The 26,363-nt window shown below is 74.6% G+C and carries 22 protein-coding genes; 9 read left to right on the top strand and 13 right to left on the bottom strand.

The annotated features are described in order from the left end of the window. A partial coding sequence (locus tag ACFUVW_RS07380; RefSeq protein WP_430570678.1) for a GNAT family N-acetyltransferase occupies positions 1–1,176 on the bottom strand: 1,176 nt, incomplete at its 3' end. 143 nt (positions 1,177–1,319) lie between these two features. Here ACFUVW_RS07380 and ACFUVW_RS07375 point away from each other — a divergent pair. Then, positions 1,320–3,803, top strand: coding sequence for a DNA topoisomerase (ATP-hydrolyzing) subunit A (locus tag ACFUVW_RS07375; RefSeq protein WP_430570677.1), 2,484 nt, complete (start codon positions 1,320–1,322; stop codon positions 3,801–3,803). Between the two features lie 19 nt (positions 3,804–3,822). Here ACFUVW_RS07375 and ACFUVW_RS07370 read toward each other — a convergent pair whose 3' ends face one another. Next, positions 3,823–4,527: an alpha/beta fold hydrolase gene (locus ACFUVW_RS07370; RefSeq protein ID WP_430570676.1), complete on the bottom strand. Its 705-nt coding sequence runs from the start codon at positions 4,525–4,527 to the stop codon at positions 3,823–3,825. A gap of 51 nt (positions 4,528–4,578) precedes the next feature. Here ACFUVW_RS07370 and ACFUVW_RS07365 point away from each other — a divergent pair, with 51 nt between their 5' ends. After that, a complete protein-coding gene (locus ACFUVW_RS07365) occupies positions 4,579–5,034 on the top strand; it encodes a GNAT family N-acetyltransferase (protein WP_430570675.1) in 456 nt (151 codons plus the stop codon). Here ACFUVW_RS07365 and ACFUVW_RS07360 read toward each other — a convergent pair. Beyond that, entirely contained in the window at positions 4,947–5,696 is a 750-nt protein-coding gene (locus ACFUVW_RS07360) for a lysoplasmalogenase (RefSeq protein WP_430570674.1), read from the bottom strand. The genes ACFUVW_RS07365 and ACFUVW_RS07360 overlap by 88 nt on opposite strands. A 67-nt stretch (positions 5,697–5,763) precedes the next feature. Beyond that, on the bottom strand, positions 5,764–6,888 hold the full coding sequence (locus ACFUVW_RS07355) for a GNAT family N-acetyltransferase (protein WP_430570673.1): 1,125 nt from the start codon (positions 6,886–6,888) through the stop codon (positions 5,764–5,766). 69 nt (positions 6,889–6,957) lie between these two features. Between ACFUVW_RS07355 and metH the strand changes: the two genes are divergently transcribed. Both metH and ACFUVW_RS07345 read left to right on the top strand, forming a co-directional pair. After that, entirely contained in the window at positions 6,958–10,530 is a 3,573-nt protein-coding gene (gene metH, locus ACFUVW_RS07350; RefSeq protein WP_430570672.1) for a methionine synthase, read from the top strand. A gap of 109 nt (positions 10,531–10,639) precedes the next feature. After that, positions 10,640–11,299 (top strand): GNAT family N-acetyltransferase, encoded by a 660-nt coding sequence (locus ACFUVW_RS07345; protein WP_430570671.1) that lies wholly within the window; start codon positions 10,640–10,642, stop codon positions 11,297–11,299. Here the strand turns inward: ACFUVW_RS07345 and ACFUVW_RS07340 are convergent. The 4 genes from ACFUVW_RS07340 to ACFUVW_RS07325 all read right to left on the bottom strand — a co-directional run bounded on the left by ACFUVW_RS07340 (position 11,296) and on the right by ACFUVW_RS07325 (position 14,925). Then, positions 11,296–11,658: a DUF2200 domain-containing protein gene (locus ACFUVW_RS07340; RefSeq protein ID WP_430570670.1), complete on the bottom strand. Its 363-nt coding sequence runs from the start codon at positions 11,656–11,658 to the stop codon at positions 11,296–11,298. The two genes, ACFUVW_RS07345 and ACFUVW_RS07340, sit on opposite strands and share 4 nt — an antisense overlap. Before the next feature lie 39 nt (positions 11,659–11,697). Beyond that, positions 11,698–12,312, bottom strand: coding sequence for a DUF6580 family putative transport protein (locus tag ACFUVW_RS07335; protein WP_430570669.1), 615 nt, complete (start codon positions 12,310–12,312; stop codon positions 11,698–11,700). Next, positions 12,309–12,728 carry a DUF4430 domain-containing protein gene (locus tag ACFUVW_RS07330; RefSeq protein WP_430570668.1) on the bottom strand — a complete coding sequence of 140 codons (420 nt, stop codon included), beginning with the start codon at positions 12,726–12,728 and terminating at the stop codon, positions 12,309–12,311. The genes ACFUVW_RS07335 and ACFUVW_RS07330 overlap by 4 nt, the downstream gene beginning before the upstream one ends. Before the next feature lie 70 nt (positions 12,729–12,798). Beyond that, the gene (locus ACFUVW_RS07325) at positions 12,799–14,925 is read right to left on the bottom strand and encodes a type IIA DNA topoisomerase subunit B (RefSeq protein WP_430570667.1); all 2,127 of its coding nucleotides are present in this window, start codon (positions 14,923–14,925) and stop codon (positions 12,799–12,801) included. A gap of 116 nt (positions 14,926–15,041) precedes the next feature. Here ACFUVW_RS07325 and ACFUVW_RS07320 point away from each other — a divergent pair, with 116 nt between their 5' ends. Then, positions 15,042–15,257: a DUF7455 domain-containing protein gene (locus ACFUVW_RS07320; RefSeq protein WP_429729875.1), complete on the top strand. Its 216-nt coding sequence runs from the start codon at positions 15,042–15,044 to the stop codon at positions 15,255–15,257. A gap of 167 nt (positions 15,258–15,424) precedes the next feature. Next, positions 15,425–16,846, top strand: coding sequence for an FAD-binding oxidoreductase (locus tag ACFUVW_RS07315; RefSeq protein WP_430570666.1), 1,422 nt, complete (start codon positions 15,425–15,427; stop codon positions 16,844–16,846). Between the two features lie 96 nt (positions 16,847–16,942). On the opposite strand, the gene ACFUVW_RS07310 is transcribed toward ACFUVW_RS07315, so the two are convergent. From ACFUVW_RS07310 to ACFUVW_RS07300, 3 genes are all read right to left on the bottom strand, one after another. Beyond that, positions 16,943–18,556 carry an RNA polymerase sigma factor gene (locus tag ACFUVW_RS07310; RefSeq protein WP_430570665.1) on the bottom strand — a complete coding sequence of 538 codons (1,614 nt, stop codon included), beginning with the start codon at positions 18,554–18,556 and terminating at the stop codon, positions 16,943–16,945. Between the two features lie 332 nt (positions 18,557–18,888). Next, on the bottom strand, positions 18,889–19,245 hold the full coding sequence (locus tag ACFUVW_RS07305) for a universal stress protein (protein ID WP_430570664.1): 357 nt from the start codon (positions 19,243–19,245) through the stop codon (positions 18,889–18,891). Positions 19,246–19,254: 9 nt separating this feature from the next. Further along, positions 19,255–20,589, bottom strand: coding sequence for a DUF4192 domain-containing protein (locus ACFUVW_RS07300; protein WP_430570663.1), 1,335 nt, complete (start codon positions 20,587–20,589; stop codon positions 19,255–19,257). 201 nt (positions 20,590–20,790) lie between these two features. Here ACFUVW_RS07300 and ACFUVW_RS07295 point away from each other — a divergent pair, with 201 nt between their 5' ends. Both ACFUVW_RS07295 and ACFUVW_RS07290 read left to right on the top strand, forming a co-directional pair. Next, positions 20,791–21,432, top strand: coding sequence for a hypothetical protein (locus tag ACFUVW_RS07295; RefSeq protein WP_430570662.1), 642 nt, complete (start codon positions 20,791–20,793; stop codon positions 21,430–21,432). Between the two features lie 61 nt (positions 21,433–21,493). Beyond that, the gene (locus tag ACFUVW_RS07290) at positions 21,494–22,600 is read left to right on the top strand and encodes a polyprenyl synthetase family protein (protein WP_430570661.1); all 1,107 of its coding nucleotides are present in this window, start codon (positions 21,494–21,496) and stop codon (positions 22,598–22,600) included. A 33-nt stretch (positions 22,601–22,633) separates the two neighbouring features. On the opposite strand, the gene ACFUVW_RS07285 is transcribed toward ACFUVW_RS07290, so the two are convergent. Beyond that, entirely contained in the window at positions 22,634–23,053 is a 420-nt protein-coding gene (locus ACFUVW_RS07285) for an Rv2175c family DNA-binding protein (protein ID WP_430570660.1), read from the bottom strand. 48 nt (positions 23,054–23,101) lie between these two features. Here ACFUVW_RS07285 and ACFUVW_RS07280 point away from each other — a divergent pair, with 48 nt between their 5' ends. Then, on the top strand, positions 23,102–25,150 hold the full coding sequence (locus ACFUVW_RS07280; RefSeq protein WP_430570659.1) for a PASTA domain-containing protein: 2,049 nt from the start codon (positions 23,102–23,104) through the stop codon (positions 25,148–25,150). Positions 25,151–25,171: 21 nt separating this feature from the next. Here the strand turns inward: ACFUVW_RS07280 and ACFUVW_RS07275 are convergent. Further along, positions 25,172–26,363: 3-deoxy-7-phosphoheptulonate synthase class II (locus tag ACFUVW_RS07275; protein ID WP_430570658.1), on the bottom strand; the 1,192-nt coding region annotated here is incomplete at its 5' end.

Genomic DNA, 26,363 nt, shown 5'->3' with positions numbered 1-26,363 from the left:
CTCCGCGAGGCTGGCGTGCAGCCGCGCGCCGGGCGTCGTGGTGAGCAGGCCGAACGACGCGGGGCCGACCACGCGCATCCCGCCCGCGTGCGCGGCGCGCACCAGCTCGCGCTGCCGGGCCAGGCCGTCCGGCCCGGTCTCGGCGTACCCGGCGGCGAGCACGACGACGCCGCGCACGCCTCGTCCGGCCAGGCGGCGCACCGCGTCGACGGCGTCGGCCGGCGGCACCGACAGCAGCGCGAGGTCGACGCCGTCCTCGCTCGCACCGTCGCTCGCGCCGTCGCTCGCGTCGTCGGCACCGACACCGCCGCCGGCGGCCCCCAGCGCGTCGTCCCACGACGTCGCCACCCGCAGCCCGTCGGCGTCCGGGACCGGGCCGGGGACGCCGAGCACGGTGAGCCGGGTGTCCCCCGGGTCCGCCGCCGCGGCGTCGACGACGCGCTGCGCGAGGTGGTGCTCCGGCGTCGCTCCCCCGGGCCCCGCCGGGCCCGGCCCGACGAGCAGGACCCGCCGGGCGGACAGCAGCGCCTGCATCGAGCGCGCCTCGGCGCGGTGCTCGCGGTCCGCCATGACCTCGCGGGAGCGCTCCGTGGGGTCGAGGTCGAACGCGACGCTGACCACGCCGTCGTCGAGGTGCTGGCTCACCGCGTACCCGGCGTCGCGGAAGACGGCGAGCATCGAGGAGTTCTGCGGCAGGACGTCGGCGGTGAAGCGGCGCACGCCGCGCTCGCGCGCCGCCGCGGCGACGTGCTCCAGGAGCACCGAGCCCAGGCCTTTGCCCTGCATCGCGTCGGCGATGTTGAACGCCACCTCCGCCTCGGCGGGCGCGACCTTGTCGTACCGCGCGACGCCGAGCACGTCCTCGCGCGGGTTCCCGGCGTCGTCGACGCCGGGGCGCACGGCCACGAGCGCCACCCGGTCGCGCTGGTCGAGGTGCGTGAGGCGGTTCAGCTCCCGGTCGGTGAGCCGGCGCACCGGCGCGAAGAAGCGGAAGTACGCCGACCGCTCGGACTGCGCCTCCTGGAAGCGCTGGATCGCGTCGGCGTCGTCGGGCCGCAGCGGGCGCAGGTGCATGGTGGTGCCGTCGCGCAGCACGACGTCGGCCTCCCACGCCACCGGGTACTCGGGATCCGGTTCAGCGCCCGGCTGCACGTCCGGAGTGTCGGGTGCGTCCACCCGTGCAGGCTATCCGGGCCTCCCGACAGCGTCCCGTCGCCGCGCCTGCGCCACCCTGTGGGCGGCCCCCGCTAGAGTCTGGTGCCGTCCGCGAGGACGCCCGCACCCCACCGAGCCGCCCACCGAGCCAGGAGCCGCACCGCATGGCGCGCAAGAGCAGCAGCGCACCCGCCACCGACGAGCCGTTCGACGAGAAGATCGTCGACATCGACGTCGCGGCGGAGATGGAGACGTCGTTCCTCGAGTACGCGTACTCCGTCATCTACTCGCGCGCCCTGCCGGACGCCCGCGACGGCCTCAAGCCGGTGCACCGCCGGATCCTGTACATGATGTCCGACATGGGCCTGCGGCCCGACCGCGCGCACGTGAAGTCGTCGCGCGTGGTCGGCGAGGTCATGGGCAAGCTGCACCCGCACGGCGACACCGCGATCTACGACGCGCTGGTGCGTCTGGCGCAGGACTTCTCGATGCGCCTGCCGCTGGTGGACGGGCACGGGAACTTCGGCTCGCTCGACGACGGCCCCGCCGCCCCCCGGTACACCGAGGCCCGGCTCGCCCCGCCGTCCATGGCCATGACGGCGGGCCTCGACGAGGACGTCGTCGACTTCGTCCCGAACTACGACAACAAGCTCACGCAGCCGTCCGTGCTGCCGTCCGCCGTGCCGAACCTGCTGGTCAACGGCGCGTCCGGCATCGCCGTCGGGATGGCGACGAACATGGCGCCGCACAACCTCGTCGAGGTCGTCGCGGCCGCCCAGTACCTCATCGCGCACCCCGACGCGACGCTCGACGACGTCATGCGCTTCGTGCCCGGCCCGGACCTGCCGTCGGGCGGCAAGATCGTGGGGCTGGACGGCGTGCGCGACGCCTACCGCACCGGGCGCGGCACGTTCCGCACCCGTGCCACGGCCCGCGTCGAGAACGTCACACCCCGCCGCAAGGGGATCGTGGTCACCGAGCTGCCCTACGGCGTCGGCCCGGAGAAGGTGATCGAGAAGATCGCCGACGGCGTGAAGGCCAAGAAGATCCAGGGCGTCACGAACGTGCAGGACCTCACGGACCGCACCCACGGCCTGCGTCTGGTCGTCGAGGTGAAGACCGGCTTCGACCCCGACGCCGTGCTCGAGCAGCTGTACCGCACCACGCCGCTCGAGGACTCCTTCGGCATCAACAACGTGGCCCTCGTCGACGGGCAGCCGCGCACGCTCGGCCTGCTCGAGCTGCTGCGCGTGTGGGTGGAGCACCGCATCGACGTGGTGCGGCGCCGCTCGACGTTCCGGCTCGCCAAGCGGCAGGAGCGCCTGCACCTGGTGGAGGGCCTGCTGCTCGCCATCGTCGACATCGACGAGGTCATCCAGGTCATCCGCTCCTCCGACGACGCCGCGGCGGCGCGCGAGCGTCTCATGGGCGTCTTCGACCTGTCGGAGCCCCAGGCCACGTACATCCTCGACCTCCAGCTGCGCCGCCTCACCAAGTTCTCCCGCATCGAGCTGGAGAAGGAGCAGTCGGAGCTGGAGCGCGAGATCGCCGAGCTGCAGGAGATCCTCGCCGACGACGCCCGCCTGCGCGCCGTCGTCGGCGCCGAGATGGGCGAGGTCGCCTCCACCTACGGCACCCCGCGCCGCACGGTGCTCCTCGACTCGGCCGGCGGCGCCACCGCCCCCGCGGCCACGAATGGCCGCAGCAAGGCGCCCGCCATCAGCCTGGAAATCGCGGACTCCCCCACCCGGGCGCTGCTGTCCGCCACCGGGCTCCTGGCCCGCACGTCGGGCGAGGCCGCGGACGCGCCCCTCGAGCGCGCCGGCCGCCGGCACGCGCACGACGCGATGCGCGGCGACGTCGCGACCACCACGCGCGGCGACGTCGGTCTCGTCACCTCCGCGGGCCGCCTGCTGCGGGTGTCCGTGCTCGACCTGCCCGCGCTGCCCCCCGTCGACGGCCCGCCGTCGCTGTCGGGCGGCATCCCGGTGAGCGAGCTGGTCGCGCTGGCGCCCGGCGAGACCGCGCTGGCCGTGGTCTCCCTGGACGAGGACGCCCCGACGCTCGCGCTCGGCACCGCGAACGGGGTCGTCAAGCGCGTCGCCGCGGGCGACGTGCCCGCGAACCGCGACGAGTGGGACGTCATCGCCCTCAAGGACGGCGACCGGGTGGTCGGCGCCGCGCCCGTCGGCGACGAGGACGAGCTCGTCTTCGTCGCCTCGGACGCGAGCCTGCTGCACTTCGACGCCTCCGCCGTGCGCCCGCAGGGCCGCGCCGCCGCCGGCATGGCGGGCATCCGCCTCGGCGCCGGCCAGCAGGTCGTCTTCTTCGGCGTGGCCCGTGCGGCGACCCGCGACCTGCACACCGTCGTCACGGTGGCGGGGACGTCGGGCGCGCTGCCCGGCACGGGCGGCGGTTCCGCCAAGGTCACGCCGTACGAGCTGTACCCCGGCAAGGGGCGCGGCACCGGCGGGGTGCGCGCGCACCGCTTCCTCAAGGGCGAGGACGGCCTCGTCCTGGCCTGGGTCGGCGAGGGGCCGGCGCGCGCGGTCGGCGGCGCCGGCCAGCCGGCCGAACTGCCGGAGAGCACCGACCGTCGCGACGGCTCCGGGCAGCCGCTGCCCGCCCCGGTCGCCGCGATCGGCTGAGCCCCCCCCCCGGCGCTCGTCAGCCGCTCAGGGCGGCGACGATGATCTCCCCCAGTTCCACCGGCCGCGTGAACATCGGCCAGTGGCCGGTGGGCAGGTCCACGATCTCGTAGCGGTGGTGCCGGGCCAGCTCTGCGACGAACGGGTGGCCCTGGGCCATAAGGCTCCGCAGCACCTCGCCCGGCATCTCGGACGCGACCACCGTGGACGGGATGTCGAGCCGACGGTCGTCGTCGCTCAACCGGTGCCCCTCGCGGACCGTCGCCCCCGGCTGCGGGACCGAGCGCGAGCGGACGTCGGCGCGGATCTCCTCCGTCATGCCGCGCAGCGAGTCCTCCTCGAACTCGTCCCAATCGAGCGGGTACTCGACGGCATCGGCGGGGAAGTCCGCGTTCACCGCCTGGCCGTCCGCCACCGGGCCGGTGTCCACGTACACGACGTGCGCGACCCGCTCCGGACGGGCGTCCGAGGCGGCGTAGACCAGCCCCCCGGACGCCGAGTGCCCGACGAGAGCGACCGGACCGCCGCCGGGGACGGCGTCGATCGCCGCGACGACGGCGTCCACGTGGTCGGCGAGGTGGATGCCGGAGCGGTCCGCTTCGGGCGAGCCCATGCCGGGCAGCGTCACGGGGTGCGCGGTGTGCCCGGCGCGCTCGAGGACGGGAACGACGTCGTCCCACGCGGAACCGTCGAGCCAGAAGCCGGGGACCAGGATGATGTCCATGTCCCGAGATTAGGTGTGACCTCCGACACGCCCGGCTGCTTCACTGCCGCCATGCCCGATCTCGAGCTTCCCGACGGCTTCACCCTCACCACGGACCCGGAGCGGATCGGCGCGTCCCGCGCGCACGCGCTCCTCGCCGCGCACGCGTACTGGGCCGAGGGACGCTCCCTGGAGGTCCATCGCGGCGCGATGGCGGGGTCCCGCAGCTACGGGGCGCTCACGGCGACGGGCGAGCTGGCCGCCTACGCGCGGCTGGTGACCGACGGCGCGACGTTCGGCTGGCTCGCGGACGTGATCGTCGATCCCGTCCACCGCGGCCACGGCCTAGGCCGCGCCGTCGTCTCGCGGGCCCTGGCCGACGTCGAGCAGCTCGGCCTGAAGCGCGTCCTGCTGCGGGCGTCGGACGAGGGCCGGCGGATCTACGAGCGCGCGGGCTTCACGCCCGTCCCGGAGCCCGGCAGCTGGCTGCAGCTCCAGGCCAGCACCCCGGCCACCAGCAGCGCCTGACCCGCCACGTAGGTGAGCATGACCCAGAATCCGGAGGCAGGCGGGTCGAACCAGCCGGTGAAGGCGCCGAGCGCGATCATGGCGTCGGACGCCAGGAAGACGATGCCGCCCGCGCCGGCGAGCGGGTGCACGCCCGTGGCGAGCACCGCCATCGCCACCAGGCACACCCCGTACACCACCACGGCGGCCAGCAGCGGCCCCGGCGCGCCGGGGGCGCAGGCCGCGACGAGCGCGACGGCGGCGAGCACGTAGGGCGCGAGGAGTGCCGGCCGGCGCGCGACGCTCGCGCGGCGGGTGGGCCAGAACGCCACGGCGTACGCCACCTGGGCGAGCAGGAAGAAGCCCACCATGACGAGAAACGCGGCGTCCCCGGTGAACGCCGCCGGCGCGGTGTCCCCGAGCCAGGACAGGCCGAGCGCCACGGTGACCAGGCGCACCAGCCGCGAGCGCGGGGCCGGCGCGGCGCACCAGAGCGACACGGCGAGCAGGGGCATGAGGCAGACCTGCGTGACCCGCGCCCACGTGCTCGCCTCGGCCACCTGGGCCACGAGGTGCAGCACTGTGAGCATGGCGAGCGCGACGGCGGCCGCGCGCGAGGTGACGGTGGGCAGGAGCCGCTCGGGCGGCGCCGGGAGCAGCCCGGGATGAACGACGTCGGTCACGCGGGGCAGCCTAGGCCCCGCGGGCGCCGGGCCGAAACCACCGCCGGATTCCCCGCGGGGGCGGCCCTCAGAGCTCGATCGTCAGCAGCCGCGACCCGTGCCGCTTCGTGTATCCCAGGCTCGCGTACAGCCCGTGCGCGCCCGTGGGGTTCTGCGTGTCGACGTCGAGCGCGGCGACCGCCATGTCGTCGTCGGCGAAGGCCCGCATCGCCGCGGCGAGCAGCGCCACGGCGAGCTTGCGCCCGCGGTAGGCGCGGCGCACGCCGAGGATCTCCGTGTAGCCGAAGGGGTAGCCGCGCACCGCGAAGTCCGCCGTGTACCGCGCGCCGACGTGGTAGCCGACGACGAGAGGCTCGCCCGCCCGCAGCGCGGCCGCCGTCTCGGCGTCGGTGTGCGGGTCGGCCAGGAGGGCGGGGACGTCCGGCTCCGGGTCCACGACCACGAACGACCACTCCGGGGCGTACGTCGCGCGCCCGCTGCGCCATTGCTCGGTGGTCTGCGGCTCGCTCCCCCAGTGGTCGCGGAACGCGTCGTTGTGGGCGAGGCGCGCGGGCTCGTCGTGCTCGTCGCCGAGGGGGACGAGCCGGAGCCCGTCGTCGACGTCGACGGCGGGCAGGGGGTGCGCGTCGAGGTCGCGCAGGTCCCGCTCGAGGTCGGAGTAGAAGCGCCGCGGCGTGAAGCCGGCCCGCTCGTAGAGCCGGACCTTCGGGGCGGGCGCGGTGTCCTCGAGGAAGCCGGCGAGCCGCGCGGGCACGTCCTTGCCCGACTCGGCGAGCAGCTGCCGGCCCCGCGCCTCCTGCCAGGCGAACAGCTCCCGGCCGATGCCCTCGCCGCGGCGGTCGGGGTGCACGGCTCCCCACAGGAACGCGCGCAAGCGGTTCGTGTCGCCGGGCATGGTCTCGACGTAGCCGTAGGCGCGCAGCCTGCCCTCGGCGTCCTCGCCGAGCACGGAGTCGGTGTCGAGGCGGAGCCACGGGGCGCCGAGGACCTCACGCAGCTCGTCCGCCGTCTCCCGGTAGGGCTCGCCGTCCGCCTCCGCGACGGTGTTGCGCAGGTCCAGCAGCGGGCCGGCGTCGTCGCGCGTCGCGGGGCGCCACGTCAGTCCGCCGGCCGTGAGCGACGGCAGCGCGGACGGGGCGCCCGCACGCTCGGCGAGGGACCTGAGGGGCGGGGCGGGGCGGACGGTGGTCACGCCCCGACGGTAGGTCTCACGGTGCGGCCCCCGCACGGGATTTTCCCGCCCCGCGACTACGCTGCTCGGGTGACGACCACGCTCGACCCTGCCGCCGACGCCCGTTCCACCGCCCTGCGCGAGGCGCTGCGCACGCGCGTCGTGGTGGCCGACGGGGCCATGGGCACGATGATCCAGGCCGCGGACCCGACCCTCGAGGACTACGAGGGGCACGAGGGCTGCAACGAGATCCTCAACGTCTCCCGACCGGACATCATCCGGTCGGTGCACGACGAGTACCTCGAGGTGGGCGTCGACGCGATCGAGACCAACACCTTCGGCGCCAACTGGTCGAACCTGTCCGACTACGGCATCGACGACCGCATCCGCGAGCTCGCCCGGGCGGGCGCGGCCCTGGCCCGCGGCCGGGCCGACGCGTTCGCGACCGACGACCACCCGCGCTGGGTGCTCGGCTCGATGGGGCCGGGCACCAAGCTGCCGAGCCTGGGGCACACCACGTACGCCCACCTGCGCGCGACGTTCGCCGAGCAGGCGGCGGGCCTGCTCGAGGGCGGCGCGGACGCGCTGCTCGTGGAGACCAGCCAGGACCTGCTGCAGGCGAAGGCCGCCGTCACGGGCTGTCACGACGCGATCGCCGAGGTCGGCCGGTCGGTGCCCGTCATCGTCTCCGTCACCGTCGAGACCACCGGCACCATGCTCATGGGGTCGGAGATCGGCGCCGCGCTCACCACGCTCCAGGCGATCGGCGTCGACGCGATCGGCCTGAACTGCGCCACGGGCCCGGACCAGATGAGCGAGCACCTGCGCCACCTCGCGCGGCACAGCGAGGTCCCGGTGACCTGCATGCCCAACGCGGGCCTGCCGGAGCTGGGGCCGCACGGCGCCGTCTACCCGCTCACCCCCGAGGAGCTGGCCGCGGCGCACACGCAGTTCGTGCAGGAGTTCGGGCTCGGCCTGGTCGGGGGCTGCTGCGGCACCACACCGGAGCACCTGCGCCAGGTGGTCGAGGCCGTGCGCGGCCGGGAGCTGCCCGACCGGGACCCGAAGCGCGAGAACGGCGTCGCGTCCCTCTACTCGCACACCGACCTGCGCCAGGACACGTCGTACCTGGCCATCGGCGAGCGCACCAACGCCAACGGCTCGAAGGCGTTCCGCGAGGCGATGCTCGAAGGCCGCTGGGACGACGTCGTGGACATCGCCCGCGCCCAGACCCGCGACGGCGCGCACCTGCTCGACGTCTGCGTCGACTACGTGGGACGCGACGGCGTCGCGGACGTGCGCGAGGTCGTCTCGCGGCTCGCGTCGGCGTCCACGCTGCCGCTGGTGATCGACTCCACGGAGCCGGCCGTGCTGCAGGCGGGCCTCGAACTGCTCGGCGGCCGCGCCGTCGTGAACTCGGTGAACTTCGAGGACGGTGACGGCCCCGGCTCGCGCTACGCCAGGATCATGCCGCTCGTGCAGGAGCACGGCGCCGCCGTCGTCGCGCTGACCATCGACGAGGAGGGGCAGGCGCGCACCAAGGACGGCAAGGTCGCGATCGCCACCCGCCTGATCGAGCAGCTCACGGGCGACTGGGGCATGCGGGTGGACGACATCATCGTCGACGCCCTGACCTTCCCCATCGCCACGGGCCAGGAGGAGACGCGGCGCGACGCCATCGAGACGATCGAGGCGATCCGCGAGATCACCACCCGCTTCCCCGGCGTGCACACCACGCTCGGCGTCTCGAACGTGTCGTTCGGCCTCAACCCGGCCGCGCGCACCGTGCTCAACTCGGTGTTCCTGCACGAGGCGACGCAGGCGGGCCTCGACTCCGCCATCGTGCACGCCGCGAAGATCCTGCCCCGCAACGCCATCCCCGACGAGCAGTGGGGGGCCGCCGAGGACCTGGTGTGGGACCGGCGCCGGTACGACGACGAGGGCAACCTCGTGCACGACCCGCTGGCGCACCTGCTCGAGCTCTTCAGCGGCGTCGACGCCACCGCCCTGCGCGACCAGCGCGCCGCGGAGCTCGCGGCGCTGCCCGTCGGCGAGCGGCTGGAGCGCCGGATCGTCGACGGCGCGCGCAAGGGGCTCGAGGAGGACGTCGACGAGGCGCTGGCCGGCGGCATGAAGGCCCTCGACATCGTCAACACCCACCTGCTGGGCGGCATGAAGGTCGTGGGCGAGCTGTTCGGCTCGGGACAGATGCAGCTGCCGTTCGTGCTGCAGTCGGCCGAGGTGATGAAGACCGCGGTGGCGCTGCTCGAGCCGCACATGGAGAAGGTCGAGGGCGGCGAGGGCCGGTCCAAGGGGACGGTCGTGCTGGCCACCGTGCGCGGCGACGTGCACGACATCGGCAAGAACCTCGTGGACATCATCCTCACCAACAACGGCTACACGGTGGTGAACATCGGCATCAAGCAGCCGGTGAGCGCCATGATCGAGGCCGCCGAGGAGCACGACGCCGACGTCATCGGCATGTCCGGGCTGCTCGTGAAGTCGACGGTCGTGATGAAGGAGAACCTCGAGGAGCTGGTCTCCCGCGGGCTGGAGAAGCGCTGGCCTGTGCTGCTCGGCGGCGCGGCCCTGACCCGCACGTACGTGGAGGACGACCTCGCGTCCGCGTTCCCCGGCACCGTCCGGTACGCGAAGGACGCCTTCGAGGGCCTGCGCCTCATGGAGCCGCTCGTCGCGATCGCGCGCGGCGCGGACCCGGAGTCCGTCGGACTGCCCGCGCTGCGCAAGCGGCGGCACGGCGTCGTCACGGTCACCGAGACCGCGCCGGAGGACCTGCCCGCGCGCTCCGACGTCGCCGCCGACAACCCCGTGCCCACCCCGCCGTTCTGGGGCACCCGCGTGGTCAAGGGCGTCCAGCTCGCCGACTACGCGGCGTTCCTCGACGAGCGCGCGACGTTCATGGGCCAGTGGGGGCTCAAGCCCGGGCGCGGGGACGACGGCGCGTCGTACGAGGAGCTGGTGGAGACCGAGGGCCGGCCCCGCCTGGCCGCCTGGCTCGAGCGCGTGCGCACCGACCAGATCATGGACCCCACCGTCGTGTACGGGTACTTCCCCGTGTGGTCCGACGGCGACGACGTCGTGGTGGCGCACCACGACGGGCCCGACGGCGGCTCCGGCGGCGAGCCGGGCACGGAGCGGCTGCGGTTCCGGTTCCCGCGCCAGCGCCGCGACCGGCACCTGTGCCTGGCGGACTTCGTCCGGCCCCGGTCGTTCGCCGAGGAGACCGGCCGGTTCGACGTGCTGCCCGTGCAGCTCGTCACCGTCGGCGACGCCGTCTCGGGGCACACCGCGAAGCTCTTCGAGGCGAACGCCTACCGCGAGTACATGGAGCTGCACGGCCTGTCCGTGCAGCTCACCGAGGCGCTGGCCGAGTTCTGGCACTCCCGCGTGCGCGACGAGCTCGGCTTCGCGGGCGAGGAGCCCGCCGACGTCGAGGGCCTGTTCAAGCTGCAGTACCGCGGCGCCCGCTTCTCCCTCGGCTACCCCGCGTGCCCCGACATGGAGGACCGTCGCAAGGTGGTCGAGCTGCTGCGCCCCGAGCGCGTGGGGGTGACGCTGTCCGACGAGCTGCAGCTGCACCCCGAGCAGTCCACCGACGCGTTCGTCTTCCACCACCCCGAGGCCAAGTACTTCAGCGTGTGACGCGGACGCATGTCTCGCGGGCATGGCGGAGCACGACGCCCGAGGTCCCACGGACGAAGCTGCACACCGAGGGTTCGACGTCTCGGCCGCGACCAGGGACGATACGACCATGAGCGCGCAGCCCCGACACGAGGTCACGACCCCCGCCGACACCGCCCGTCCCACGACGGAGGTGGACCGTTACCGCCCCGCCGACCGCGACGACCTCTACGCCGTGTGCCTGCGCACCGGCGACTCGGGCGAGGACGCGACCGACCTGTACGCCGACGGCGACCTCCTCGGCCACGTCTACCTCGGGGCGTACCTCGAGCTGGAGCCCGAGCTGGCGCGCGTGCTGCGCCGCCCGGACGGCACCGCGGTCGGCTACTGCGTGGCCACCGCGAGCACCACGGACTTCGAGCGCCGCTGCGAGGCGAGCTGGTGGCCGGCGCTGCGTGCCCGCTACGCCGTCCCCGCGGACGACGACGAGTCGCCGGACGCCCGGCTGCTGCGCACGATCCACGCGCCGTCGCGCACCGACGCCCCGTGGCTCGCGGAGTACCCCGCGCACCTGCACGTGGACCTGCTCCCGAAGGCGCAGGGCGGCGGCCGCGGCCGCCGCGTGCTCGAGGCGGTGCTCGACGCCGTGGCCGCCACCGGCGCGCCGGGCATCCACCTCGGCGTCGGCGGCCGGAACGTGCGCGCCATCGGCTTCTACGAGCACCTGGGCTTCCGCACGCTGGAGCACCAGCCGTGGGGGCTGACCATGGGCTTGCGGCTGCCTCGCTAGGCGGCCTGGTCCCCGCGCAGGATCGAGGTCATCTTCTTGCCCTTGGCGACCTCGTCGACGAGCTTGTCCATCCAGCGGATCTCCTGCATCAGCGGGTCGTCGATGTCCTCGACGCGCACGCCGCAGATCACCCCGGTGATGAGCGTCGCGTTCGGGTTCATCGCGGGCGCCTGGGCGAAGAACGTCTCCAGGTCCACCTCGTCGGCGATCGCCTTCTCGAGGCCGGCGTCGTCGTAGCCGGTGAGCCAGGTGAGGACGCGGTCGAGGTCGTCGGTGCTGCGGTCCTTGCGCTCCACCTTCTGCACGTACATCGGGTAGATGCTGGCGAAGGTCATCCGGCGGATCCGGTCGGCAGGCATCGGTCGCCTCCTGTCGTGACGGTCGGTTCTCCCCCGAGGCTATCGCGCGGCGACCGCCGCGGGGGCGGCCCCCCAGGCACGCTCCAGCCGCGCCACCAGGGCGACGAGCCCGGCCGCGAGCGGGACCAGCACGAGGTTGCCCAGCAGCATCGGGCGCAGGAACGGCAGCCCGGCGACGTAGCTGGCCAGCAGGCCGTCCAGGCCCTCGGGGTAGAACGTGCCCCGGCCGAGCCACCACACGCCGGCGTTGGTCCACAGGTAGAAGAACAGCGAGCCGCCGACGCCGAGGCCGAGCGCGGCGACCAGGCGGCCGGTCGCACCCCGGGTGCGGCCGGCCCACCAGGCGCCGGCGCCGATCACGGCCCACGCGGTCCACGTGAACACCAGCACCGACGAGTTGCCGAGCAGGACGTCGCTCAGCGCGACCACGACCAGCGGCGCGAGCATCGCGAGCCGGTGGCGCAGCAGGCCGGCGGCGGCGAACGCCGCGGCGGTCGAGAGCTCGAGGTTCGGCGGCGCGCCGAGGTCGGCCCGCACCAGCCGCCAGACGACGGCGCCCGCGACGAGCAGCACCGCCAGCGCGGGGCGCCACCACCGGTGCACGAGCTCGCGGGCCGGGAGCGGGGCGTCCAGGCGGGAGGTCGCGGCGGTCACTGCTGGATCTCCTCGAGCTTCCAGGTGATGGTCTGCCCGTCCTTGGTCTCGAGCGCTCCCGCGCCGACCTGGGCCATCTCGTCGTCGACGTACAGGCCCCAGAACTCCGTCGCCGGGTCGGCCTCGCGCCCGCGGATCGCGGTGACGTAGGCCTGCTCGCCCTCGCCCTGCACCTGCGCGCCGGGGTCCTTCTCCTGCAGCAGCTCGAGAGCGGTCTTGCCGTCCTCGCCCTCGTAGGAGAACTTGCCGACGTTCTCGGCCACCTGCCCGGTGGCCTCCACCGACGCGGAGACCGAGGGCGACGCGCCGTCCGAGGAGCCGCCCTCCGAGCACCCGGCCACGAACCCTGTGGTCAGGGCCAGCGCGGGCAGGAGTGCGAGCAGTCGTGGCGCCGTCCGGCGCGGTGCGGTCTTCACGGCCAGAGGGTAACCACCACCGGAGCGCACCCGCCGCTCGGGCCGCCATGCGGACGGCGACCCGACGGGGTCAGGCGTCGATCCGCGACTGGTCGAGCGTGCTCGCCCCGGCGACGATGAACTCCTTGCGTGGCGCGACGTCGCTGCCCATGAGCAGCTCGAACACACGCTCGGCGGCCTCGGCGCCCTCCACCGTGACGCGGCGCAGCGTGCGGTGCCGCGGGTCCATGGTGGTCTCGGCGAGCTGGTCGGCGTCCATCTCCCCCAGGCCCTTGTAGCGCTGGATGTCCTCCTTGTACCGGCGCCCGGCCCGATCCAGCTTCTTCAGGGTCGCGGTGAGCTCCGCCTCCGAGTACGTGTACAGGTACTCGTTCTTGCGACGGCCGCTGCCCAGCACCTCCACCCGGTGCAGCGGCGGGACGGCGGCGAACACGCGGCCCGCCTCCAGCATCGGCCGCATGTACCGGTAGAAGAGGGTGAGCAGCAGGGTGCGGATGTGCGCGCCGTCGACGTCGGCGTCCGTCATCAGCACGATCTTGCCGTAGCGGGCGGCGTCCAGGTCGAAGGACCGGCCGGAGCCGGCGCCGAGCACCTGGATGATCGCGGCGCACTCCGCGTTGCGCAGCATGTCGCTGATCGACGCCTTCTGGACGTTGAGGATCTTGCCGCGGATCGGCAGCAACGCCTGGAAGTCGCTCGAGCGGGCCAGCTTGGCCGTGCCGAGGGCGCTGTCGCCCTCGACGATGAACAGCTCGCTGCGGTTCACGTCGTCGCTGCGGCAGTCCGCGAGCTTCGCCGGCAGGGATGACGCCTCGAGGGCGTTCTTGCGCCGGGAGATCTCCTTCTGCTTGCGCGCCGTGACGCGGGCGCGCATCTCGGCCACGACCTTCTCGAGCAGCAGCGCCGCCTGCGCCTTCTCGTCGCGCTTGGACGACGTGAGCAGGGCGCCCAGCTCCTTCTCGACGACGCGCGACACGATGGCCCGCACCGGCGCGGTGCCGAGCACCTCCTTCGTCTGGCCCTCGAACTGCGGCTCCGCGAGCCGCACCGTGACCACGGCGGTGAGGCCGGCGAGGACGTCGTCCTTCTCGATGCGCTCGGCCGCGTCCTTCGTCGAGACCTTCAGGCGACGCGCGTTCGCCTCGATCTGCTTGCGGACCGTCTTGAGCAGGCCCTGCTCGAACCCGGACAGGTGGGAGCCACCCTTGGGCGTCGCGATGATGTTGACGAACGTGCGGACCTCGGTGTCGTACCCGCCGCCCCAGCGCAGGGCGACGTCCACCTCGCAGTCGCGCTGCACCTCCTGCGGCGACATGTGGCCGCGGGAGTCCAGCACCGGCACCGTCTCGGTGAAGTGGCCGCTGCCCTTGAGCTGCCACGTCGAGGTCACCGGCGCGTCCGGCGCGAGGAATTCGACGAAGTCCACCGCGCCGCCGTCGTGCTGGAAGACCTCCTCGTGCGGGCCCGTCTCCCCCGGCGTGCCCGGCAGCCCGCGCTCGTCGCGCACCGTGATCCGCAGGCCGGGCACGAGGAACGTCGTCTGGCGGGCGCGCGTGACGAGCTCGTCGTAGCTGAACACCGCCGTCTTGGGGAACACCTGCCGGTCGGCCCAGTACCGCACCCGCGTGCCGGTGACGCCGCGCTTGGCCTTGCCGACGACCGCGAGCTCCGACCCGGACACGAACGGCTCGAACGGCGACTCCGGCGACGGTCCGGAGGCCGGGTCCGAGAACACGCCCGGCTCGCCGCGGTGGAACGTCATGCCGTAGGTCTTGCCGCCGCGGTCGACCTCGACGTCGAGCCGCGCCGAGAGCGCGTTCACCACCGAGGCTCCGACGCCGTGCAGGCCGCCCGACGCCGTGTACGAGCCGCCGCCGAACTTGCCGCCCGCGTGCAGCTTGGTGAAGACCACCTCGACGCCCGTGAGCCCCGTCTTGGGCTCGACGTCCACCGGGATGCCGCGGCCGTCGTCCTCCACCGTCACCGAGGAGTCCGCGTGCAGGACGACGCGGATGGCGGTGGCGAACCCGCCCAGGGCCTCGTCGACCGAGTTGTCGATGATCTCCCACAGGCAGTGCATGAGGCCGCGCGAGTCCGTGGACCCGATGTACATGCCGGGGCGCTTGCGCACCGCCTCGAGGCCCTCGAGGACCGACAGGTGGCGCGCGGTGTACCCGGACTCGGAGGTGGCTGTCACGGGAACGAGGGTAGACGACTCGAACGGGTGTTCCGTGTGCTCCACGCCGCTATGCCGGGAGCGAACCCGGCCCGGGTCCGGGATGCTCCGGGCCACCGGTCTGGTTGGATGGTCATGTGAGCACCACGACGACCGAACCGACCCAGCCGCTGACCGCCGCCGACCGCTGCGACCGCTGCGGCGCCCAGGCGTACGTGCGAGTGGTCCTGCCTGTCGGAGAGCTCCTCTTCTGCGGGCACCACGCACGCGCGCACGCGGACGCCTACCAGGGTGTCGCCGTCCACGTCCAGGACGAGACGGACCGTCTCCACGAGGAGCACGGGGCGCGCTGACCCGCCACGACGGACGAACCTCGAGAGCCCCGCACCATGGTGCGGGGCTCTCGTGCGTCCACGGCAGACCGCTGCGTTTCACCCGCGTGTCCCCCGGCGCCGCCGTCACGACTGCCCGGCCGCCCGCCTCTCTCCTCTCGGTACAGTCCCGAGCTCCAGGAGAGACCATGAGCGACAGCGCAGCCCCCACCGTCCGCGACCTGCCGCGGACCGCCCGCCTGCGAGCCGCGCTGGCGCGCGCGCTCGACGGCGACGTCCTGCAGCCCGGCGAGCCCGCCTACGGCGCCGCGCTCCCGGGTTTCAACCTCGCGATCGCGCACCGGCCGGCACTGCTCGTCCGGGCGGCCAGCGTCGCGGACGTCGTCGCGACCGTCCGGTCCGCGGCCGCCCACGGCGTCGGCGTGGGCGTCCGCTCCACGGGTCACGGCGCGCCGGCGACCGGCCCCGACGAGCTCCTTCTCGACGTGTCCGCGCTCGACCGGCTCGACGTCGACCCCGGCAGGCGCACCGCCACCGTCGGCCCCGGCGTCCCCTGGGCCGCCGTGCTGGAGGCCGGCGCACCGTTCGGGCTGGGCGGGCTGTGCGGGTCGTCCCCGCACGTCGGGGTGGTCGGCTACACGCTCGGCGGCGGCCTCGGCCCGCTGGCGCGCACGTTCGGCTTCGCCGCGGACCACGTGCGCTCCCTGGACGTCGTGACCCCGGCGGGCGACCTCGTCACCGCGACGGCGAGCGAGCATCCCGACCTCTTCTGGGCCCTGCGCGGCGGCGGCGGCGCGTTCGGCGTGGTCGTCTCGATGACGTTCGACCTGTTCCCCCTGTCCGTCGTGCGCGCGGGCACCCTCTGGTTCGACGTCGACGACGCGCCCGCCGTGCTGCACCGGTGGCGCGAGCACACCCCGACGCTCGCCGACGACGTCTCCACCTCGGTCGCGCGGCTGAACCTGCCGCCGCTGCCCGACGTGCCCGAACCGCTGCGCGGGCGCGCGGTGCTCGTGGTGCGCTACGTCCGGCACGGACACCTCGCCGCCCCCGACCCCCTCGTGGCCGACCTGCGGAGCGTGGCGACACCGATCCTCGACGCGGTCGGCGACCTGCCGTACGACCGGATCGGGGCCGTGCACGCGGACCCGGACGACCCGATGCCGTTCGTCGAGCGAGGCGGCCTGCTGGGCGAGCTCACCGAGCACACGGTCGACGCGTTCCTCGGGGCGGTGCCGCCCGACTCCCCCGTCCTCGCGGCGGAGATCCGCCTCCTGGGCGGCGCGGCGGCCCGGCCTCCGGCCGTGGCGAACGCCGTCGGCGGGCGGGACGCCGCCTGCACCCTGTTCACCGGGGCGCTCGGCAGCCCGGTGGGGCCGCCCGACGCCGCCGACCACCTGCAGGCGGTGCACGACGCGCTGGCGCCGTGGGCCACCGGCGGCTCGCTGCTCAACTTCGCCGGTCCCCGGGACGACGTGTCCGCCGCGCTGGTGCGCGAGTCGTACGGGCCGGCGACCTATGACCGCCTCGTGGCCTTGCGCCGACGTCTCGACCCCGCCGGTGTCCTCGACCCGTCGTCGCGGTGGGGGGCCGTCGACGACGTCCGCTAGCCGCCGCGCGCACGACCCGTCCGGTCGCGGACGCACGAGAGCCCCGGTACCGACGGGTACCGGGGCTCTCGTGACGGCGTGCTCCTGCGGTGCGGATCAGTCCAGGTAGTCGCGCAGCACCTGGGACCGCGACGGGTGCCGCAGCTTCGACATCGTCTTGGACTCGATCTGGCGGATCCGCTCGCGGGTCACCCCGTAGACCTTGCCGATCTCGTCCAGCGTCTTGGGCTGTCCGTCCTGGAGGCCGAAGCGCATGGAGACGACGCCCGCCTCGCGCTCCGACAGGGTGTCGAGCACCTGGTGCAGCTGCTCCTGCAGCAGCGTGAAGCTCACGGCGTCGGCCGGGACCACGGCCTCGGAGTCCTCGATGAGGTCGCCGAACTCGCTGTCGCCGTCCTCGCCCAGCGGGGTGTGCAGCGAGATGGGCTCACGACCGTACTTCTGGACCTCGACCACCTTCTCGGGGGTCATGTCCAGCTCCTTGGCCAGCTCCTCCGGGGTGGGCTCGCGGCCCAGGTCCTGGAGCATCTGACGCTGCACGCGGGCCAGCTTGTTGATGACCTCGACCATGTGCACCGGGATGCGGATGGTGCGGGCCTGGTCGGCCATCGCGCGGGTGATCGCCTGCCGGATCCACCAGGTGGCGTACGTCGAGAACTTGTAGCCCTTGGTGTAGTCGAACTTCTCGACCGCGCGGATCAGACCGAGGTTGCCCTCCTGGATCAGGTCCAGGAACAGCATGCCGCGGCCGGTGTAGCGCTTGGCGAGGGAGACGACGAGACGCAGGTTCGCCTCGAGCAGGTGGTTCTTGGCGCGCTTGCCGTCGTGCGCGATCCACCGCAGGTCGCGGTACATCCGGCGCTCGTCGGCGCTCGCCTTCGTCTTGTCGTAGGTGGCGTAGTCCTTCGACAGGCGCTCCTCGGCGAACAGGCCGGCCTCGATGCGCTTGGCGAGCTCGACCTCCTGCTCGGCGTTCAGGAGCGCGACCTTGCCGATCTGCTTGAGGTAGTCCTTGACGGGGTCGGCGGTCGCGCCCGCCGTGACGACCTGCTGCGCGGGCTGGTCGTCGTCGTCGGTGTCCGAGACGACGAAGCCGGTCTCCTCGTCCTCGCCCTTGCCGGTGCCGGCCTTGCCGCCCTTGGCGGCGGGCTGCTCGACAGCCTCGTTCTCCGGCTCGTCGTCGCCCTCGGTCACGTCGTCGATCTCGACGTCCTCGGCGTCCTCGGGGGCGGGCTCGTCCTTCGACGCCGCCTTCCGGCCGCGGGCCGGCTTCGCGCCCTTGGCCGCCTTGGTGCCGGCCGCCTTGGTCGCGCCTCCCTTGGCCGCGGGCTTCTTGGCCGCGGCCGCCGCCTCGGCCTCCTCGTCGTCCGTCGAGGCCGCCGACTTCACGGAGGAGCTCGTCACGGTCGAGGACTTCACCGCGCTCGCAGGCCGAGCCGCCGGCGCCTTCGCACGGGTCGTCGTCCCCCGGCTCGCGCTGGCGGCGGCGACCTTGGTGGCCGTCGGCACACCGATCTCCACCCCGGCGGTCGCGAAGGCGCGCAGGACCGCCTTCAGACGCTTGGGGTCCGCCACCGCGGCGTTCTCGCAGGCAGCGCGGAAGCTCTCGGCGTCGACCCGGCCGTCGGCGGTGCCTCGAGCGAGCAGCCCCTGCAGGGCAGGGTGCTCGAACTCGCGGGGAAGTGCAGGGTTCTGCGCAGTGGACGCCACAAACCGACCTTTCGGCATTCGAGGGGACGGTGCACCGCCGTCAAGGCCTCCGACTCGGACTGTCGTGGCTCAGGCGGACACCTCTATTGTACCGGCGACATCCGCGACGGAAGGGCACCACGGGCTCCTGCGCCCAGTCCCGTACCCACGTCGTCCGTTCCCCGGTCCTGGCTCAACGTCCGGGGCGCCACGAAGATTCCCGGCCGCACGGGCGGAACGGCGGGCGAATCTCCAGGCGGCCGGGCGGCCCCGGACCCTGCGCGTCGTCACGCCCGGCCGCCCGAGGACGGTCGCGAGCGTCACACCGCACGGCGGCACGGGCGCGCGTGTCGTCACGGCTTGACCGCCAGGACCGGGCAGGGCGCCTCGAGCAGGATGCGCTGCGCGCCGGACCCGAGGATCAGCTTGCCCACCGGGCTGCGTCGGCGCAGCCCCACCACGATGAGCTCGGCGCCCGCCTCCTGCGCCGTGCGCACGAGGTCCTCGGCGAGGTCTCCCGTGCCGCCCACCACCGCGTAGGCGAGCCCCGAGGAGGCCAGGTCGTCCTCGACCGCCTGCCTCTCGGGCCCGCCGTCGTCCCGGGTGACGACGACCGTGAGCGGGACCGACCGCTCGTGCGCCTCGCGCTTCGCTGCGGCGAGTGCCGCCTGTCCCTCGGCCGTGCTCAGGAGTCCGACGACGATCGCCATGGGGGCACGCTACCCGACCGTCGGCCGGGCCACACCGGCCACACCGGCGACGCCGTCCGCATCGGCCGCCAGGGCCCCCTCGCCGGCACCGGCCCGGCCGTCCGCTGCTTCCGAGGCTGGTCCTCCCGCCGCGCTCACCCAGCCGGGCGGCACCGCCGCCTCCAGCACGCCGGCGACGAGCGCTGCCAGCCGGTAGGTGGGGTCCTGCCTCGCGGACTCGCGCACCCGCCGGGCCGCGAGCCACCCGTCGCCCCGCCACCACGCCAGGAAGCCCAGCAGCGCGAGTGGCGGCGCGTGCCACCGCCGCGGCGCGCCGCCCACCAGCTGCTCCAGCACGAGCCGCGCGGCGTCGGCGGTCGCCCCGTCGGGCGGCACCCCGACCCGCGGGTCCACCACCCGGGCGATCGCGCGGGCCGTGGCCGCCTCCACGTCGGGCGCGACGTCGCCGTCCCCGCCCGCCCGCGCCGTCCGGTCCGCCGCCTCCCGGCCGCCCGGCACCAGCGACAGCAGCACGGCGTCGCGGACCCGGACGTCCGCGAGCGCCACCGCCAGGCGGCCGAGGCGTGCCGGCGGGAGCTCGACGTCGCCGGCGGGGCAGGTGCGCAGCTCCGCCGCCGCGTGGCGCATTAGGTCGCACCAGACCCCGTAGGCCTCGGCACGCCAGCGCCCCAGCGCGTCGCGCGCCGCGTCGGCCGCCGCGGCGCGCGTCCGTTCCGCCCGCACGGCCGCCTTCGCGACGCGGCCGCGCACGCCCGCCGGCAGCGCGCGGACCCGGTGCGCCTCCTGCTCCGAGGCCGCGATGACGCGCCCGGCGACCACGAACGCCGCCCCCACCTCGCCGTGCTCGAGCTCGCTCACGGGTCGTCCTCGCGCCGGGCAGCACGCGGGGTCCACGCAGTCGAGGCCGCGGTAGCCGTCCGGACCCACCAGCCAGGCCTCCACGTCGACCGTCGGGCCCAGGGACTCCTCCAGCGCCCCCACGACCGCCGCCTCTCGCGCCCGGACCTCGTCCGGCGGGGACGCCGTGTAGAGCACCACGAGCGCCAGGCGCGCCCCGACCCGCGCGACCGCGCGGGCGACGACGCCCGCGCTGCCGCTCGTCCCGCCGTCCGCCTCGTCCCCGGGCCCGCCCGAGGGCTCGTCGGGGTCGGCCAGGCCGGTCCGCGCGACGAGGCCGACCCGTCCGTCCTCGGTGACCGCGACGACGACCAGGCACTCCCGGGGACGGAACCCCAGCAGGTACGGCACGGCCGCGAGCAGGTCGCACGAGGATCGGAGCACGAGCGGGGTGTCGAAGGCGAGGCCGGGCTCCCCGGCGCGGTCGGTGGCGTATGCGGCGTCCATGGGGTCGATCCCAGTGCACGGCCGCGGGCCGCGGCGGCGCGTGGCGCCCGGCTGTGGACGGCACCGCGCTGGGGGCAGGCTCCCAAGTCCGCGCCGCCGTGAGACGTCCCAGACGTCACGTGCTGTCCCGTGCTGTCCGTGCTGAGCTGTCCCCTGACTCGGGGTGCGGCGGGGTCGCCACGGGCCGCTACGGTAGGCGCCGTGCCCTCGCTCCCCCGTCGTCCGCGTCGCCCCCGGGCGGGAACTGCGCCCGGGCCGGGCGCGCGCGGCGTCGGGGCAGCGGCGCTCACGGCGCTCCTCGCGCTGTCCGGCTGCGGTCTGCTCGGCGACGCCGGCCCGGACGACGACGTCTCCGCCACCGGCGACGACGGTTCCGGCGTCGGGGTGCGCGGCGCCACCGACGCCCCTGCCCCGGAGCCGGCACCGGACGACGCGTCAGCCCTGCCCACGTTCGACCCGGACACGACGGTCGGCGGGTACGCCGACGGGTTCCCCGAGGAGCTGCTCGGGGCTCCCGAGGACGCGACGGTCCTCGCCAGCTCGGCCGCCGCGGGCGAGGGCGGGCTCACCGACGTCACCCTCAACCTCGCCACGCAGCGCAGCACGCAGGAGGTCATCGACCAGCTCGCGACGCGGCTCCGCAAGGCAGGCTTCGAGGAGTCCGGCACGTCGAGCTTCTCCGGCCTCACCGCCCAGACCACCTTCGGCCGCGAGAGCACGCCGCGGGGGAAGGAGCAGGGGAAGAAGGACGCCGGTCCGGTCGTGGAGTCCGTCACCCTCGGCGTGCTCGACGACGGCGAGCGCCGCCTGGTGACGGTCAGCGGCTCCGTCGTCGTCGGCTGACGGGGCCCGCTGACGGGCCTCGCCCGTCCGGACCTCCTGGCCGGGCGCATAGGCTGTCGGCATGCCCTCCGCCGCGTCGCTGGTCGACCTCGAGAACCTCCGCACCGACGTCGACACCCGGGTCGAGGAGCACCTCGACACCCTCGCCCAGGAGGTCGCCGCGATCGGCGCCCCGGCGGCCGCGCTGACCGACCAGGCCGCCGTGCTGCTGCGCGGGGGCAAGCGGCTGCGCGCGGCGTTCTGCTACTGGTCCTACCGCGCCCACGGCGGCGCGGCGGACGGCCCCGAGCGGGACGCGGTGGTGCGGGCCGGGGCGGCGCTCGAGCTGTTCCAGGCCGCCGCCCTCCTGCACGACGACGTCATGGACGCGTCGGACACGCGCCGCGGCGAGCCCACCGCGCACCGCGCCTTCGAGGCCCGGCACACCGGCGCCGGCTGGGCGGGATCGGCCGAGCGCTTCGGCACGTCCGCCGCGATCCTGCTCGGCGACCTGTGCCTCGTCGCGTGCCAGCGCGAGATGGCGGCCGCCGTCGCCGACCTGCCCGCCGACCGCGCGGCCGCGGCCCGCTCGCTGTTCGACGCCATGCAGACCGAGGTGGTCGTGGGCCAGTACCTGGACGTGCTCGTGCAGGCCGAGCCCTGGGGCCTGGACCCCGCGGCCGACGAGGAGCGGGCCCGGGACGTGCTGCGCGCCAAGTCGGCACGCTACTCGGTGGAGCGTCCGCTCGTGCTCGGTGCGGTCCTCGCCGGGGCGTCGCCCGCGCGCGTCACGGCCGTCTCGGACGCCGGGCTACCGCTCGGTGAGGCGTTCCAGCTCCGCGACGACGTGCTCGGCGTGTTCGGCGACCCCTCCGTGACGGGCAAGCCCGCCGGCGACGACCTGCGCGAGGGGAAGCGCACGGTGCTGATGGCCCGCACGCTGGCCGCCGCGGGGGCCGCCGACCGCGACCTCGTCGTCGCGCACCTCGGCGACCCGGCCCTCGACGCCGCGACCGTCGAGCGGCTGCGCGGGGTCATCGCCGGTTCGGGGGCGCTCGACGGCGTCGAGACCCTCATCGACACGCTCGCGGACGGCGCTCTGGACGCCCTGTCCACGGCCGGGCTCGCCGAGCCGGGCCGCGAGGTCCTCCTGGACCTGGCGCGGGCCGCCGTCGACCGGGCGGCCTGACCCGACCGGAGCAACCCCCGGAGCAACCCGGCGTCAGAGCAGCGCCTGGGCCACCCGCCGCACCTCGGCGCGGCGTCCGGCGCGCAGCTCCCGGATCGGGGCGGCGCCGATCGAGGGCTCCGTCTCGAACAACCAGCGCAGGATGGCGGCGTCGTCCAGCCCGACGTCGGAGAGCACCAGGACCGTGCCGCGCAGCGTGCGGAGCACCTGCGGAGCCCCGTCGTCCGTCACGAGGAACGCGGCGGGCACCTGGAACGTGTTCCGCTCGCCCCGCTTGATCCCCACGAGAGTCCGCTCGGAGACCAGGCCGCGCACCTTGCTCACGTCGGTGCCGAGGACCTCCGCCACGTCGGGCAGGGTGAGCCACTCGTCCACGAGGGACTCCAGGGCGGTGCGGTCGTCGGTGCTGTCGGTGCCGGGGGCGCCGGGCTCCGGCGCGGTGGTGTCGCTCACCGGGCCAGCCTACGGGCCTGCCGAACGGGGCACCCCTACACTCGTCGCGTGGCCATCGCGACGACCGACCCGATGCTCGGCCGCCTGGTCGACGGGCGGTACGAGATCGTCGCGCGCGTCGCCCGCGGGGGCATGGCCACCGTGTACCGGGCCACCGACCGCCGCCTCGACCGCGAGGTCGCGATCAAGGTGATGCACCCGCACCTCGCGGACGGCGTGGACGGCGCCGCGTTCGTGTCCCGCTTCCGCCGGGAGGCGCGCGCCGCCGCCCGCCTCACCCATCCCGGCGTCGTCGCGGTCTACGACCAGGGCGTCGACGGCGACACCAGCTACCTCGCCATGGAGTACGTGCCGGGCACCAACCTGCGGCGCGAGCTGCACGCGTCGGGCACGCTCACCCTCGGCCGCGCGCTCGACGTCGTCGCGCAGGTGCTCGCCGCGCTCGCCGCCGCGCACCGCAAGGGGCTGGTCCACCGGGACGTCAAGCCGGAGAACGTGCTCGTCGTCGGCGACGACGCCGCACCGGACCCCGCACCGGACCCCGCCCGGGACGACGCCCCCGGCGACGCCGTGCCGGGCGCGCGGGTCAAGGTCGCCGACTTCGGCCTCGCCCGCGCCGTCACGGAGGTGACCACCACCGCCACCGGCACCGTGCTGGGCACGGTCGCCTACCTGGCGCCCGAGGTGATCACCAGCGGCACCTGCGACGCCCGTACCGACGTCTACGCGGTCGGGGTGCTGGCGTACGAGCTGGTCACCGGCACCCTGCCCTATGCGGGCGAGACGCCGATCCAGGTCGCCTTCCACCACGTGCACGAGGACCTCCCGGCCCCGTCCTCGCTCGTGGACTGGCTCCCCGCCGAGGTCGACGCGCTCGTCGCGTCCTTCGCGGCCCGGGACGCCGAGCGGCGCCCGCCGGACGCCGGCGCGGCGCTCGCGGCGGTCGAGGCGTTGCGCTCGGCGCTCGACGACAACGTGCTCGCGCGACGGGCGGAGCCGCCCGCCGCCGTCGCCGAGCCCGGGTCCTCCGACCCCGACGGCCCGGGCGACGCGGCGCACGGCGACGAGGACGACGGCCGCGCGGGGACGGACGCGGTCGACGAGATCCCGACGGCGTTCTTCCAGGAGGTGTCGGCGCGCGCGCCGGCGCAGCCCACGGACCGGCTCGTCGAGCAGCCCACGGAGGCGTACCGGCGTCCCTCCCGGCGACGTCGCGCGGTCGCGTGGGCCCTCACGCTCGTGCTGGTGCTCGCCGGCGGCGGGCTGGGCACGTGGTGGTGGTTCGCGGACGGCCCCGGCGCCTGGACCTCGGTGCCCTCGGGGGTGGCCGGGGTCGCCGCCCAGGACGCCCGCGCCGTGCTCGAGGACGCGGGCCTCGAGACGACGACGAGCCGCGCGTTCGACGACGACGTCCCGGAGGGCTCGGTCGTCACGACCGTGCCAGCGCCCGGCGACCGTGTCCGCACCGACGGCTCGGTGGAGCTGGTCGTGTCCCGCGGCGTGCAGATGCTCACGGTGCCGGAAGGCCTGGTCGGTGCCGGCGACAAGGACGCCACCGCCGCCCTGGAGGACGCGGGCTTCACCGTCGGCGACCCGACCCGGTCGTACGACGACGAGGCCCGTCGTGGCGAGGTGCTCGACGTGTCGGTGGACGAGGGCTCGCGCCAGCGGCACGACACGGTCGTGACGCTCACCGTCTCGGACGGTCCCGCCCCGGTGCAGGTGCCGCAGGAGGTGGGCAAGGAGAAGGACGCGGCGGTCGAGGACCTGGAGGGGCTGGGGCTCGTCGTCGAGCTCGCCGACCCCGAGTACTCCGAGGACGTCCCGAAGGGGCACGTGCTGGCGCAGGACCCGAAGGAGGGCGCCACCGCGCACCGCACGGACACCGTCACGCTGACGATCTCCCAGGGCCCGCCCCTGGTCGAGGTGCCGAACGTCGTGGGCAAGCACACCGAGCCGGCCCGCAAGGCGCTGGAGAAGGCCGGCTTCGTGGTCGAGGAGAACACCTACCTGGGCGGCATCCTCGACACCGTCCGGTTCCAGGACACCACCGGCAGGGCCCCGAAGGGCAGCACGGTCACCCTCACCATCTGGTGAGCGCCCGGGCGAGGGCGCGCGTCACCAGCTCGTGAGCATCTCCGCCACGCGGAAGGCCATCTCGAGCGACTGCTGGTGGTTGAGGCGCGGGTCGACGAGCGTCTCGTACCGCAGCGCGAGCCCTGCGTCGTCGATCTCCTCGCTGCCGCCGAGCACCTCGGTGACGTCGTCGCCCGTGAGCTCCATGTGCAGCCCGCCCGGCACGGTGCCCAGGGCGCGGTGCACCTCGAAGAAGCCGGTCACCTCGTCGAGCACGTCGGAGAACCGGCGCGTCTTGTAGCCGCTGTCCGAGGTGATCGTGTTGCCGTGCATCGGGTCGGTCACCCAGGTCACGGCCACGCCCGCCGCGGTGACCTTCTCGACCACCTCGGGCAGCACGTCGCGCACCCTGCCGGCGCCCATGCGGGTGACGAACGTGAGCCGGCCCGGGACGTTGGCCGGGTTGAGCCGCGTGGCCAGCGCGAGGGCGTCGTCGGCCGACGTCGTCGGGCCGAGCTTGACCCCGATCGGGTTGGCGACCCGCGAGAGGAACTCCACGTGCGCGCCGTCGAGCTGGCGGGTGCGCTCGCCGATCCACAGGAAGTGGGCCGACGTCGCGTACGCCTCGCCGGACCGGGCGTCCACCCGGGTGAGCGCCCGCTCGTAGTCGAGGATGAGCGCCTCGTGGCTGAGGTAGAACTCCACGGAGCGCAGGGCGTCGAAGTCCGCCCCGCACGCTTCCATGAAGCGGATCGCGCGGTCGATCTCCGCGGCCGTGCGCTCGTACCGCGCGAAGGCGGGGTTGCGCATGAAGCCGCGGTTCCACTCGTGCACCCGGCGCAGGTCGGCGTGGCCGCCCTGCGTGAAGGCCCGCACGACGTTCGCCGTCGCCGACGAGATCCGGTACGCCTGCTCGAGGCGCCGCGGGTCGGGCGTGCGCGAGACGGTCGTGAACTCGTGCCCGTTGACCATGTCGCCCCGGTACGCGGGCAGGGTCACGCCGTCGCGCGTCTCGACGTCCGACGAGCGCGGCTTGGCGTACTGGCCCGCGAGCCGGCCCATCTTGACCACCGGCGTGCTGGCGCCGTGGGTGAGCACGACCGCCATCTGCAGGATGGTGCGCATCTTGTTGCGGATGCGGGTCGCGTTCGCGTCGGCGAACGTCTCCGCGCAGTCCCCGCCCTGCAGCAGGAACGCCTCGCCGCGGCCCGCCGGGGCGTCCTCGGCGACCCGT

This window comes from Isoptericola sp. NPDC057391 (genome assembly GCF_042668085.1).
In the GTDB taxonomy this organism is placed as follows: Bacteria; Actinomycetota; Actinomycetes; order Actinomycetales; family Cellulomonadaceae; genus Isoptericola.
Note: the sequence above shows the minus strand (reverse complement) of the source record. Positions and strands in the feature narration are given on the sequence as shown.

Coding starts and splice junctions, on each gene's coding strand:
- ACFUVW_RS07375 (WP_430570677.1), top strand. CDS start 1,320: ATGGCGCGCAAGAGCAGCAGCGCACCCGCCACCGACGAGCCGTTCGAC.
- ACFUVW_RS07370 (WP_430570676.1), bottom strand. CDS start 4,527: ATGGACATCATCCTGGTCCCCGGCTTCTGGCTCGACGGTTCCGCGTGG.
- ACFUVW_RS07365 (WP_430570675.1), top strand. CDS start 4,579: ATGCCCGATCTCGAGCTTCCCGACGGCTTCACCCTCACCACGGACCCG.
- ACFUVW_RS07345 (WP_430570671.1), top strand. CDS start 10,640: ATGAGCGCGCAGCCCCGACACGAGGTCACGACCCCCGCCGACACCGCC.
- ACFUVW_RS07340 (WP_430570670.1), bottom strand. CDS start 11,658: ATGCCTGCCGACCGGATCCGCCGGATGACCTTCGCCAGCATCTACCCG.
- ACFUVW_RS07315 (WP_430570666.1), top strand. CDS start 15,425: ATGAGCGACAGCGCAGCCCCCACCGTCCGCGACCTGCCGCGGACCGCC.
- ACFUVW_RS07305 (WP_430570664.1), bottom strand. CDS start 19,245: ATGGCGATCGTCGTCGGACTCCTGAGCACGGCCGAGGGACAGGCGGCA.
- ACFUVW_RS07300 (WP_430570663.1), bottom strand. CDS start 20,589: ATGGACGCCGCATACGCCACCGACCGCGCCGGGGAGCCCGGCCTCGCC.
- ACFUVW_RS07290 (WP_430570661.1), top strand. CDS start 21,494: ATGCCCTCCGCCGCGTCGCTGGTCGACCTCGAGAACCTCCGCACCGAC.